Annotated in this window: 12 protein-coding genes; 9 read left to right on the top strand and 3 right to left on the bottom strand. The window is 65.7% G+C overall.

What is annotated here, in order from left to right; translation table 11 throughout:
* Window positions 1-15 precede the first annotated feature (15 nt).
* The 5 genes from LX70_RS03940 to glmM all read left to right on the top strand — a co-directional run bounded on the left by LX70_RS03940 (window position 16) and on the right by glmM (window position 6,840).
* Window positions 16-2,553 (top strand): putative PEP-binding protein, encoded by a 2,538-nt coding sequence (locus LX70_RS03940; protein ID WP_105513190.1) that lies wholly within the window; start codon window positions 16-18, stop codon window positions 2,551-2,553.
* Window positions 2,554-2,747: 194 nt separating this feature from the next.
* Window positions 2,748-3,434: a cell wall hydrolase gene (locus LX70_RS03935; protein WP_105513189.1), complete on the top strand. Its 687-nt coding sequence runs from the start codon at window positions 2,748-2,750 to the stop codon at window positions 3,432-3,434.
* Between the two features lie 93 nt (window positions 3,435-3,527).
* Entirely contained in the window at window positions 3,528-4,430 is a 903-nt protein-coding gene (locus LX70_RS03930; RefSeq protein WP_105513594.1) for a dihydroneopterin aldolase, read from the top strand.
* Between the two features lie 44 nt (window positions 4,431-4,474).
* Window positions 4,475-5,497, top strand: coding sequence for a dihydropteroate synthase (folP, locus tag LX70_RS03925; RefSeq protein WP_105513188.1), 1,023 nt, complete (start codon window positions 4,475-4,477; stop codon window positions 5,495-5,497).
* Window positions 5,494-6,840 (top strand): phosphoglucosamine mutase, encoded by a 1,347-nt coding sequence (gene glmM, locus LX70_RS03920; RefSeq protein ID WP_105513187.1) that lies wholly within the window; start codon window positions 5,494-5,496, stop codon window positions 6,838-6,840. The genes folP and glmM overlap by 4 nt, the downstream gene beginning before the upstream one ends.
* Before the next feature lie 36 nt (window positions 6,841-6,876).
* Here glmM and LX70_RS20655 read toward each other — a convergent pair whose 3' ends face one another.
* Entirely contained in the window at window positions 6,877-7,401 is a 525-nt protein-coding gene (locus LX70_RS20655) for a helix-turn-helix transcriptional regulator (protein ID WP_170076109.1), read from the bottom strand.
* 231 nt (window positions 7,402-7,632) lie between these two features.
* Here LX70_RS20655 and LX70_RS20650 point away from each other — a divergent pair, with 231 nt between their 5' ends.
* Window positions 7,633-8,451: a cytochrome c gene (locus tag LX70_RS20650; protein WP_170076108.1), complete on the top strand. Its 819-nt coding sequence runs from the start codon at window positions 7,633-7,635 to the stop codon at window positions 8,449-8,451.
* A gap of 119 nt (window positions 8,452-8,570) precedes the next feature.
* Here the strand turns inward: LX70_RS20650 and LX70_RS03910 are convergent, their stop codons facing one another.
* Together LX70_RS03910 and ilvC are read right to left on the bottom strand one after the other, a co-directional pair.
* Window positions 8,571-8,942 (bottom strand): hypothetical protein, encoded by a 372-nt coding sequence (locus LX70_RS03910; protein ID WP_146111539.1) that lies wholly within the window; start codon window positions 8,940-8,942, stop codon window positions 8,571-8,573.
* Window positions 8,943-9,054: 112 nt separating this feature from the next.
* Window positions 9,055-10,182 carry a ketol-acid reductoisomerase gene (gene ilvC, locus LX70_RS03905; protein ID WP_342747668.1) on the bottom strand — a complete coding sequence of 376 codons (1,128 nt, stop codon included), beginning with the start codon at window positions 10,180-10,182 and terminating at the stop codon, window positions 9,055-9,057.
* Window positions 10,183-10,204: 22 nt separating this feature from the next.
* Here ilvC and LX70_RS03900 point away from each other — a divergent pair, with 22 nt between their 5' ends.
* From LX70_RS03900 to LX70_RS03890, 3 genes are all read left to right on the top strand, one after another.
* The gene (locus LX70_RS03900; RefSeq protein WP_105513183.1) at window positions 10,205-10,663 is read left to right on the top strand and encodes an Lrp/AsnC family transcriptional regulator; all 459 of its coding nucleotides are present in this window, start codon (window positions 10,205-10,207) and stop codon (window positions 10,661-10,663) included.
* Window positions 10,660-11,118: an Lrp/AsnC family transcriptional regulator gene (locus LX70_RS03895; protein ID WP_105513182.1), complete on the top strand. Its 459-nt coding sequence runs from the start codon at window positions 10,660-10,662 to the stop codon at window positions 11,116-11,118. The genes LX70_RS03900 and LX70_RS03895 overlap by 4 nt, the downstream gene beginning before the upstream one ends.
* Window positions 11,119-11,260: 142 nt before the next feature.
* Window positions 11,261-12,391, top strand: a complete 1,131-nt coding sequence (locus LX70_RS03890; protein WP_105513181.1) for an aminotransferase class V-fold PLP-dependent enzyme — start codon at window positions 11,261-11,263, stop codon at window positions 12,389-12,391.
* The last annotated feature ends 5 nt before the right edge of the window (window positions 12,392-12,396 follow it).

Genomic DNA, 12,396 nt, shown 5'->3' with positions numbered 1-12,396 from the left:
GCAGTGCAGAAACATATGGATTTCAGCGCCTTCACCGAAATAACGCCCACGGCGGCGGTGGACGCCGCGCGCCATGGCTGGCGCGCCAAATGCCTGCAACGGCTGATCCGCCTGGACCTGCCGGTGCCGCCCACGGTTGCGCTGCCGGTCGAAACCGTCCGCGCCATCGCTGCCGGGCAGATGCCGGATACCGAGAAACTTGCCGCGATCTTCGACGGCAGCCTCGTCACCATCCGTCCCTCGCCGGAAAACCCCGACTGGGGCGGGCCGACCACGGTGCTGAACGTCGGCCTGAACGCCGCCAAACACGCCGAGATCGCGAAGGCGCATGGTCAGGCCATGGCCGACGCGATGTATCTGGGCTTTGTGCAGTCCTATGCGATCAATGTCGCGCGGCTCGACCCCGATCTTTTCACCGCCGAACCCTCGGCGGAGGCGCTGCGCGAGGTGCTGTCCGCTTATGAGGACGAGATGGAGGAGGAATTCCCCCAATCGCCCGCCCGGCAGATGGCCGAGGTGCTGCGCTCGATGGCGCGCGCCTGGGAAGGGACGACCGCCCGGCTTCTGCGTCAAGCGAAGGGGGCGCCCGCCGATGCGGCCCTGGGCCTGATCGTACAGGAAATGGCGCAGCCTTTCGGGCCGGGCCTGTCGGGGCAGGGGACCATCCAGCTGATTGAAAGCGTGACCGGCGCGCCGCAGGTCACCGGGCGCTTTCGCGGCACCAACCCCGCCAATCGCAAGGCCGAGGAAACGCTTTACCTTGTGAAGGACAAGCGCGGTCATTCGCTGGAAGAGGCCGCGCCTGGGGTCTTTGCCGACCTGCAACGCTACTGCGCCGATTGCCGCACCAAGCTGCGCGAAGAGATGCAGGTCGAATTCGCGCTGGAAAACGGCGCGCTGCGCGTGATCGACGCGGTCCGGGTCCAGCGGTCCTCCCGCGCCTCGGTCCGGGTCGCGGTGAAGCTGGCGCAGGACGGTATCATCGGCCGGGATGAGGCGATCCTGCGGGTTGAGCCGCGTGCGCTCTCCGAACTGTTGCACTACCAGATCGACCCGCGCCTGCCGCGCGACCGGGTGGCGCGCGGGATTGCCGCCAGCCCCGGCGCGGCCTCGGGCCGGATCGTCTTTACCTCTGCCGCCGCGCAGGCGGGGGCGGCGCGGGACGAACGTTGCATCCTGATCCGCCGCGAAACCGCGCCCGAGGATATTCGCGGCATGCATGCCGCCGTCGCCGTCCTGACCGAACGCGGCGGCATGACCAGCCACGCCGCCGTGATCGCGCGCGGCCTTGGCCTGCCCTGCATCGTCGGCGCCTCGGAAATCCGCATCAACGCGCGCGACCGCAGCCTGACCACCCGCGACGGCCGCACCTTCCGCGAGGGTGACACGATCACCGTCGATGGCACGAACGGAGAGATCCTTGCAGGCGCGGCCGAAATGCTGGAACCCGCGCTTGACGAATGGTTCCGCACGCTCTTGCACTGGGCCGACAATGTCCGCGACATCGGCGTGCGCGCCAATGCCGACACGCCCGATGACGCCCGCACCGCGCGGATGTTCGAGGCCGAGGGCATCGGCCTGTGCCGCACCGAACACATGTTCTTCGACGAAGACCGCCTGACCGTGATGCGCGAGATGATCTTTGCCGACACGGCCAAGGACCGCAAAGTCGCGCTCGACCGGCTTCTGCCGATGCAGCGCGCGGATTTCATCGCGCTTTTCGACATCATGGCGGGCCTCCCGGTTTGCATCCGCCTCTTCGATCCGCCCCTGCACGAGTTCCTGCCGCAGGACCGCGAGGGGATGCGCGAACTGGCCGAGGCGCTGGACCGCCCGCAAAGCGAGGTCATGCGCCGGGTCGAGGCGCTGTCGGAATTCAACCCGATGCTTGGGATGCGCGGTGTGCGACTTGGCATCACCATGCCCGAGATCTACGAAATGCAGGCCCGCGCGATCTTCGAGGCGACAGTCGATGCCGAGGGGCGCGGCATCCATATCGTGCCGGAGATCATGTTGCCCCTCGTCTCTGCCAAGCGCGAGGTGGAGATCATCAAGAACAGCGTCGATGCCATCGCCGCCGCCGTCCACACCGCGACCGGGATCGACTTCGATTACCGCCTTGGCGTCATGGTCGAAACGCCGCGCGCGGCACTGCGCGCGGGTGAGATCGCGCAACACGCGGCGTTCCTGTCCTTCGGTACGAACGACCTGACGCAGATGACCTATGGTTTATCGCGCGACGATGCCGGTCGCTTCATGGGCGATTACGTTCAGAAATCCGTCTTCCCCGAGGACCCGTTCCACGTCCTGGATGAGGAGGGTGTCGGCGAATTTTTGCTTATCGGCAGTGCGCGGGGGCGCAAAACCAACAGCAAGCTGACACTTTCCGTCTGTGGTGAACATGGCGGAAATCCTGAATCGATCGCGTTCTGTCGACAATCCGGCTTCAACTACGTGTCCTGTTCGCCGTTTCGCGTCCCGGTTGCGCGGCTTGCGGCGGCCCAGTTTGCCTTGCGCGATCCGCGCGAGCGTGATGAATCTGCTGGAAAATAAGGCAGAATTGTGACGTCCGTCGCGGCGAAAGGCAGGGCTGTCGGCGGCCTTTCCCCCTGATTTCTCGGCTCGAATCTGCCCGGATTGTGTTGCCGTTCGGTTACAGGTATGGACGGGGGCGGGCATCTCGTCTATGCCCGCCTCGTCAAAGCCTTGGGGGGCTGTGGCTCGACGAAGTAATTCGGGAAAGAACGATGTCAGTGCTGAAGTGCTGGACCGGGGCCGCGTTCGCGGTTCTCGCCCTCGCCGGAGGCGTGCATGCCGATATGACGGTGAGCCAGTCCAACGATCCGACGGCCGCGATTGGCGTGGGGATCACGGACCTTCTCGGTCAGGAAAAGAACGCGCTTGGTCTTGTGTCCTCGGCGCGGATGCAGGCGCTGGTGACGCCGCCCGCGCTGAAGAAGAAGGCGGGCAAGGCGGGTGCCGCGATCTCCTATGACGATGCCTGGCTTGCCGCGCAACCGGCGGCCAAGGGCGGCGAGCAGTTCCAGTGCCTCGCCCAGGCGCTGTATTTCGAGGCGCGCGGCGAAGGCATCGTGGGGCAGGCGGCCGTGGGGGAGGTCATCCTCAACCGCGTCGAAAGTGCCACCTTCCCCTCGACGATCTGCGGTGTCGTGAACCAGTCGAACGGGCGCGGGTGCCAGTTTTCCTACACCTGCGACGGGCGGGCCGACCGTATCCACGAACCCGCCGCCTGGAGCGAGGCCGGCAAGATCGCCCGCGCGCTGATGGATGGCGCGCCGCGCTCGCTGACCGACGGGGCGACCTATTTCCATACCCCGGCCGTGAAACCCGCCTGGTCGCGCCGTTTTGAGCGGACCGCGCGGATCGGCCGCCACATCTTCTACCGCGCCCCGATCAAGTCCGCGATGAACTGATCCCTGCCGGTCCGGGACCGCTAAATGCCGCGCATGGCCTTTCGGCCAGCGCGGCCTCTCTCTATGATGCGGGCAAAGACGGCGGGGGCATCCATGACCGAAGACATACGCCGGGCCTTCGCCCATCCCGAGGAACGCGCGGGGCTGGCCTCATCGGGGCCGGTTGCCGACCGGATCAGCCTGCGTGACCACATCGCGCTGGCCGATATCGGCGCCTTTCAGCAGGAACGCGGCCACCCGCAGCGCCTGCGCTTCAATGTCGTGGTAGAGCTTCTGCCCCAGCCTGCCGTGGCCGACAGCGACGATGTCGATGCGATCCTGTCCTATGATCGCATCGCCGAGGCCATCGCGGCCGAGCTTGCGGCAGAGCGGCTGAACCTTCTTGAAACGCTCGCCGAACGCATCGCCCGCCGCATTCTGGCCGAGCCGCAACCGCTGCGCGTCTTCCTGCGGATCGAAAAGCTAGACCGTGGCCCCGGCGCGCTGGGGGTTGAGATCGTGCGGTCGCGCGCCGATATGGCCAATCTGGACCTGACCCAGACCGCGCCCTCGCCCGTCATCGCCTATTTCGACAACCCGACCATCGACACCGCCGATCTGGCGACCCATCTCGATGCGCTGGCCGCCGGGGATGCGCCGGTCATCATCGCCGTCGGCCAGACCGACCTGATCCGCGCCGTGACCGGCCATGCGCCCACCCAGCGCCGCATCGACCTGCTCGAGATCGAGCAGAACGCCTGGCGCCTGGCCGCGCGCGATGACCGCTGCGTGGTCGTCGCCACCCGGACAGAGATCGACTGGGCCATGCGGCACGGGCAGATGGTGGTCTGGGCGCCGTCGAAGATCGTGCTGGATGCGCATGACGGCCCGAAATCGGCCGAGGACGGGCTGGCGCTGGCCTTGTGGCTGGCCGAACACCTTGAGGCGGTGAAACTGATCGTTCACGGGGCTGTCACACTCCCGGCAGAATGCCGCGTGCCGGTCGAAAGGGCATGACCGGGCGGACTTGCCAAGACCCGGCAAGACGGTGAAAAGACGCCATGGATTACTTCCGACCGATCGCCCAGACCGATGCGCTTCGCCCCGAGGGCGCCTTTCCCCTTGCCGGGGGATGGACCTGGTTCAGCCATGTCGAACACCTGACCCGGCGCGGCTCGCGCGGGCTGATGCCAGCGAGTGCGCTGCCCGCCGCCGTGCTGCGCCGCCTGACCGCGCCGCGCGGGACGCTCTCGGGCCTCGCGCTTGACCGGCCGCGGATCATGGGCGTGCTGAACGTCACGCCCGACAGCTTTTCCGACGGCGGCCGCTTTGCCGCGCCGGACCGTGCCGTGGCCCATGCCCGCGCCATGGTCGCCGCCGGGGCCGACATGCTGGACATCGGCGGCGAAAGCACCCGGCCCGGCGCGGCGGATGTGAGTGTCGAGGAAGAGATCGCCCGCACCGCCCCGGTAATCCGCGCACTGCATGAGGGCAAGGTCGGGGTGCCGATTTCCATCGACACGCGCAAGGCCGCCGTGGCGCGTGAAGCGCTGGCGTGTGGTGCACGTTTTGTCAACGATGTCGCGGCCTTGACGTTCGATCCTCATCTGGCGGATGAAGTTGTTCACGCCCGCGTGCCGCTCTGCCTGATGCATGCGCAGGGCACGCCCGCGACGATGCAGGCCGACCCGCGCTATGATGACGTCCTGCTCGACGTCTACGATTTTCTTGAGGCGAGCGTCGCGCGGGCCGAGGCGGCGGGCATCCCGCGCGCCCGGATCGTCGTCGATCCCGGCATCGGTTTCGGCAAGACGGTTGAGCATAACCTGACCCTGATCCGGGGGCTGTCGCTTTTCCATCAGACCGGCTGCGCGGTGCTGCTTGGCATCTCGCGCAAGCGCTTCATCGGCACGCTGGGCGGCGGCGCTGCGGCGGGGCAGGCCGATCTGCGGGTGCCGGGGACGCTGGCCGTGACGCTGGCGGGCATCGCGCAGGGTGTGCAGTTGCACCGCCTCCATGATATTGAAGAGGCCAAACAGGCGCTCCGTCTCTGGCAGGCGGTGGCGCTGGGAGAGATGGCATGAGCAGGAAGCTTTTCGGAACCGACGGCGTGCGCGGCACCGCGAACACACACCCGATGACGGCGGACATGGCGCTGCGTCTGGGCGCCGCGGCGGGGCGGTATTTCCGCCGTGACGGGTCGGCCGCGCATCGGGTGGTGATCGGCAAGGACACGCGGCTGTCGGGCTATATGTTCGAAAACGCGCTGACGGCGGGCTTCACCTCCACCGGCATGAATGTTTTCCTGCTGGGTCCGGTGCCGACGCCCGCCGTGGGGATGCTGACCACGTCACTGCGCGCCGATGTGGGCGTGATGATCTCGGCCAGCCACAACCCGCACCATGACAACGGCATCAAGTTCTTTGGCCCCGATGGCTTCAAGCTGTCCGATGAGGCGGAGCTTGAGATCGAGAAGCTGGTGGAAGAGGGGGTGGAGCCCGCGCAATCCGTCAATATCGGCCGCGCCAAGCGGATCGACGACGGCCGGTTCCGGTATAATGAAAGGGTGAAGGCGACCCTTCCCGCCGGGCGGCGGTTCGACGGGCTGAAGGTGGTGATCGACTGCGCCAATGGCGCGGCCTACAAGACCGCGCCCGAGGTGTTGTGGGAACTGGGGGCAGAGATCATCCCTGTCGGGGTCACGCCCAATGGTCTGAATATCAACGAAAAATGCGGATCGACCGATACGCGGCTTGCGGCGGAAACGGTTGTGGCCCATGGCGCGGATGTGGGCATCTGCCTTGATGGCGATGCCGACCGGGTGATGATCATCGACGAAAAGGGCCGGGTGGCCGATGGCGATCAGATCATGGCGCTGCTCGCCGCGCGCTGGGCGGCGGAGGGGCGGCTGCGGCAAGGCACGCTGGTTGCCAGCGTCATGTCCAACCTCGGGCTGGAACGGTTCCTTGATGCGCGCGGCCTGCACCTTGAACGCGCGGCGGTCGGGGACCGCTATGTGGTGGAAAGGATGCGCGAGGGCGGCTTTAACCTTGGCGGCGAACAGTCGGGCCATATCGTGATGACGGATTATGCCACGACCGGCGACGGCCTTCTGGCCGCGTTGCATTTCCTTGCCGCGCTGGTGGATGAGGGGCGACCCGCATCCGAGCTGGTCCATCAATTCGAAACCGTGCCGCAGATGTTGAAAAATGTCAGGTATCAGGCCGGGCAGGCGCCACTTGACGCCGATAATGTTCGAAAAGTGATAGCGGATGCAGAGGCGAAGATCGCCGGGCAGGGCCGTATCCTGATCCGCAAGTCGGGAACGGAGCCGTTGATCCGCGTCATGGCGGAATGCGAGGATGCGGGGCTTCTGAGCGAAACCGTCGATGGTATCGTCGCAGCGGTCGAGGCGGCGGCCCTGTGACGCGCCGCCCGGCCTGTGGCGGGGCGCCGGGCCGTGTCAGGCATGGCTGGCGGAGTGATCGAGGAATTCGTCGATGAACCGGGCCACGAATTCCGTCCGCGTCGCGGCGCCGGACTTGCGGTAGATGGTCGAAAGCTGCGACTTCACCGTTCCATGATGGGCATGGCGTATCCGCGCGATTTCCGCGATCTTCATGCCCCGGATCGTCAGGAGCGCTACGTCCCTTTCGGCGGGGGTCAGGTCCCATTCCCGGAAACGTTCTTGCAAGAGGCGGTCGAAATCGCCCCGGATCGCTGTCAGATGTTCCCGGTCGATCCGGCTGCGCGCCAGGCTGCGGCGCATTTCGGCCCGGATCGACGAGAAGGCGACGCCAAGCCCGAAGGTGGCAAGGAATTCGACCACGATATGCAGCATGGCCAGCCGGCTGAGGCTGTTGGGGTATCGCGCGACCAGATAAAGTTCGCCTCCGATATCGAAACACAGGATCAAGCCGCAGACGAGGATCAGGACCGAGGTGGCACGCATCTGGCGCCATCGGGGGGACAGATCGGTCGGGTCCATGGGCATCGCACTACCGAAGGTTGTGTATCTGGAAAAGGCACCCCCTGTGGCGTTCAAACCTTTGTGCAGGAGGCGTCAACCAAAGTGCTACGGCGGTTGTCCGCCGAGTATAGGCAGAACTTTGCCGTTGTCACCTTTTCTGGCCGGGACCAGCCTGATGCTGCCTGTGCCATCGGCGGGCGGGCGGCGTTCGCCACAGGGGTCGATGGCCGGAAAGGGAGGGAGAGAAAGATGGGGAAGGGTATCGGCCTCACGGGGGTGACATTGGTGGTTGCGGGGCTTTTCGCACCGTTTTCGGCTGCGGCGCAGGTCTCGGTTGCGCCGCAGGAGCATGGTCCGCAGCAGCAGGAATATGTCCATGGTGCGCCGCAGGTGCCGTCGCTTGACTGGACCATCGCCGCGGGCGGGCGGATCTACGACAACTGGTGGGAAGCGCTGGACCGCCCGGCCCCCGAGGCGACCAACCCGGCCTATCCGGCCGCCGCGAACAGCGAGCAGACGGGTGAGGGGACCTGGCGCTGCAAGGAGTGCCACGGATGGGATTATCAGGGCGCCGCGGGTATTTATCGCTCGGGCAGCCATTTCACCGGGATCAAGGGCGTCCTCGGGATGCGTGGCTGGGCGCCGGAAAGCATCCTGCCTATCCTGCGCGACAAGAACCATCCCTATACCGAAGAGATGATCTCGAACGAAGAGATGTTGCGGGTTGCGACCTTCCTGTCAGAGGGGCTGACGGACATGCGCGCCTTCATCGACTATGACAGTCGCAAGATGATCCCCGGTGTCGGCGATGTCGATCGCGGCCGCGCGATCTTTCAGACCACCTGTGCCGCCTGCCACGGCTTCGACGGCCGCGCTCTCGACTGGGGCGAGGGGGACAGCCACAATTATGTCGGGACCGAGGCCGCGGAACTGCCGGATGAAGTCTTCAACAAGATTTCCAACACCCATCCGGGCGCGGCCATGATCAACCTGCGGGCCTTCTCGGTCGAGGATCGGGTCAGCGTGATGGCCTATATCGCGGGCCTGCCGACCGGGGCGGACGAATAGGGGGCAGCCGCAAATCGGGGCGGGCCGCCGATCCGCGTCATGGCGGAATGCGAGGATGAGGGCCTTCGGCCCGCGTCGTGGAGGATATCGTCAGCGCGGCGCAGGCGGCCGTCTAACGGTCACTTGCTCCACCGGATCGCCTTCGGAACGTCCTGAAGCACGAGGTTTCCCTTGACGCTCATGATCAGCTGTCCGGTGCCGTCGGCCCAGGTTTGAAGATCGGCCACGGTGCCGGCGGGCAGCTCCGGCAGAATGGCGATTGCCTTTCGCCCGTCGGGCAGGACGCAGAAGAAGGTCGCGCCCGTTGTGTCGCCCTTGATCGAGACCTGAATCTCGTTCCGCTTCTTGCGAACCTTGACCTTTCCGCCCCCCCCCGAGGCGCCGCATTCGGTCCCTTCGGGAAACCGCGCGAAATCGACCTGCTTGATCTGCGCAAGGGCGGGCAGGGCGAGCATGGAGAGGGAAAAGCCGAGGACGAACTTGCCAACCATCATTGACCTCATGAAAACGACTGCGCGAGGCGTCGCATGGCGTCCGGGCGGCGTCAATAGGCTGTCGGGGCGGCCTGCGCGGCCGCCCCGGTGAACGTCTGGGCGCGCGGGATCAGTTCCGCGACTTGTCGACCATCTTGCCCTTGGAAATCCACGGCATCATTGCGCGCAGCTTTTCGCCCACCTGCTCGATCTGGTGTTCGTCGTTCAGGCGGCGCGTGGCCTTGAAGAACGGCTGGCCGACGGCGTTTTCCTGCATGAAGTCACGCACGAACTTGCCGGTCTGGATGTCGGTCAGCACCGCCTTCATCCGCGCCTTCGTCTCCTCATAAGGCAGGATGCGCGGGCCGGAAACGTATTCGCCATATTCGGCCGTGTTGGAGATGGAGTAGTTCATGTTGGCGATGCCGCCTTCGTAGATCAGGTCCACGATCAGCTTCACCTCATGCAGGCACTCGAAATAGGCCATCTCGGGCTCATACCCGGCCTCGACCAGCGTCTCGAACCCCATGCGGATCAGCTCGACAAGACCGCCGCAAAGCACCGCCTGTTCGCCGAAAAGGTCGGTTTCGCATTCCTGGCGGAAGTTGGTCTCGATGATGCCCGACCGGCCGCCGCCGATGGCGGAGCAATAGGACAGGCCAAGTTCCATCGCCTTGCCGCTGGCGTCCTGATGGACGGCAACGAGGCAGGGAACACCGCCACCCTTGACGTATTCGCCGCGCACCGTGTGGCCGGGGCCTTTCGGCGCCATCATGATGACATCGACGCCGGGCTTCGGCTCGATCAGGCCGAAATGCACGTTCAGGCCGTGGGCAAACGCGATCGCCGCGCCTTCCTTCAGGTTGTCGTGGACGTATTTCTTGTAGGTCGCGGCCTGAAGCTCATCCGGCATGGTGAACATGATGAGGTCGCACCAGGCGGCCGCCTCGGCGATGCCCATGACCTTGAGGCCCTCTTTCTCGCACTTGGCCGCCGACGGCGACCCTTCGCGCAGCGCGATGGCCACGTTCTTGGCGCCCGAATCGCGCAGGTTCAGCGCATGGGCGTGGCCCTGGCTGCCATAGCCGAGAATGGCGACCTTCTTGTCCTTGATGAGGTTGATGTCGCAATCGCGATCGTAATAGACGCGCATCGGGCGCTCCTTTGCTTGTTGCTGGGGGCAGGATAGGCCGCGGGCGATAAATTCCCGTTCAAAATTTGACAGGTATAAGGGTTTCTGGGAAAGATCATGTGCCATGAACATATAACACGAAATTTTCATGCAGATCGACGATACCGACCGCCGCATCCTTCGCCAGCTTGTCGCCGAACCGGGGCTGGCCACGGCCGACCTCGCCCAACGCGCGGGCGTTACCGCCGCGACCTGCTGGCGGCGGCTGGAAAAGCTGACGCAGGCCGGCATCCTGAAGGGCCAGCACGCCGTCATCGACTGGCGCAAGCTTGGTTGGGCGGTTGAGGTCTCCTTGCGCTTCACCCTCGACAAGACCAATCCGCGTGCCTTTGACGAATTCCTCGCCGCCGCCCGTGACGTGCCGGAGGTGATCGAGATCCAGACCTTCCTCGGCCGCGTCGATCTTCGCCTGAATGTCATCGCCCGCGACATGGGCCATTATCAGGACATCTACCGCGACCGCATCCTGACGCTGCCCCATATCGCCGATATCGAAAGCCTGATGCTCGTCTCCACCATCAAGCAGTCGGGAAGCCTGCCGCTATGATCGCGCTTGACGATACCGACCGCGCCATCCTGCGCGCGCTGGTGGCCGATGCCACGCAAAGCGCGGGCGCGGTGGGCCGGGCGCTGGGGCTTTCGCAACCCGCCGCCTGGCGGCGCATAAAGCGGCTGGAAGAGGCGGGCATCCTCTCCGGCCGCCGGATCGACCTTGACGCCGACCGGCTGGGCTTCGGCGTCACCGTCTTTCTTGGCGTGAAACTCGCCACCAAGGGCCGCGTCAGCCTTGAGGATTTCGAGCGTGCCGCCACCGCCATCCCCGAGGTGCAGGTGGTCCAGCATGTCCTTGGCCTTTACGACTACCGCCTTCGCGTCACCGCCCGCGACCTTGCCGATTTCGAACGGGTCCTGCGCCGCCGGATCATGACCCTGCCGGGGGTCGGCAATGTCGAGGCCAATGTGCTGATGTCCGAGGAACGCCGCCCCGGACCTCTGGGCTGATCTTCTTCGTTGTCCAAATACTCCCGGGGGAGGCCCCGCGACAGCGGGGACGGGGGCGGGCAGCCCCCCTATGCGCCACGCTTCCGCATTGGCTTCGCCCCCGCCTTGCGCTACGTCGGGGAAACCGGAAGAGGAGGATCCCATGCCCGCATTGCTGCCTGATATCGACCCCGACGGGCTCGAGGAATTCTCGGTCGTCTTCACCGACCGCTCGCTCAACCACATGAGCAAGCAGTTCCAGCAGGTGATGCGCGACATCTCCGCCATGTTGAAAGAGGTCTACAACGCCGATGCCGTTGCCCTCGTCCCCGGCGGCGGCACCTTCGCGATGGAGGCGGTCGCGCGCCAGTTCGGCGGCGGGGCGACGGCGGTCATCGTGCGGAACGGCTGGTTCTCCTACCGCTGGACCCAGATATTCGAGGCGGGCGGTTTCGCGGGGGAAACCGTGGCCGAGCTTGCCCGCCGCACCGGCAACGCGCCCGATGCCGCCTTCGCGCCCGCACCGATCGAGGAGGTCGTGGCGAAGATCGCAGCGGAGAAGCCCGATCTGGTCTTCGCCCCGCATGTCGAAACCGCCTCTGGCATGATCCTGCCCGACGACTACCTCAAGGCGCTGGCACGCGCTGCCCATGACGTCGGCGCGCTGTTCGTGCTGGACTGCATCGCGAGCGGTTGCGTCTGGGTCGATATGAAGGATGTGGGCGTCGATGTGCTGATCTCCGCCCCGCAAAAGGGCTGGTCGGCCTCGCCCTCGGCAGGTCTCGTGATGTTCTCTGAGGCGGCGCTGGAGCGGATGGAGGGGACGACGTCGTCGAGCTTCGCCATGGACCTGAAGAAATGGCGCGCGATCATGGCGGCCTATGAGGGCGGCGGCCACGCCTATCACGCGACCATGCCGACGGACGCGCTCAAGGCCTTCCGCGACACGATGGTCGAGACGAAGGAGTACGGCTTCGAACGTCTGCGTGAGGCGCAGTGGAAGCTTGGCAATGCCGTGCGGGCGGAACTGGCCTCTCGCGGTATCCGCTCTGTCGCCGCCGAAGGTTTCGGCGCGCCGGGGGTCGTCGTCAGCTTTACCGACGATCCCGACATCCAGACCGGCAAGAAATTCGCGGCCGAGGGCGTGCAGATCGCCGCCGGTGTGCCGTTGCAGGTGGGGGAGGGCGAGGGCTATCGCAGCTTCCGCCTTGGCCTTTTCGGCCTCGACAAGCTTTATGACGTCGATGGCACCGTCGCACGGGTCAGCCGCGCGCTGGACGCCGCGCTGGCGTAGGATGG

It is taken from the genome of Albidovulum denitrificans, assembly GCF_002973535.1.
Classification (GTDB): domain Bacteria; phylum Pseudomonadota; class Alphaproteobacteria; order Rhodobacterales; family Rhodobacteraceae; genus Albidovulum; species Albidovulum denitrificans.
The sequence above is the reverse complement of the archived record's forward strand: the minus strand, read 5'-3'. Positions and strand labels throughout refer to the sequence as shown.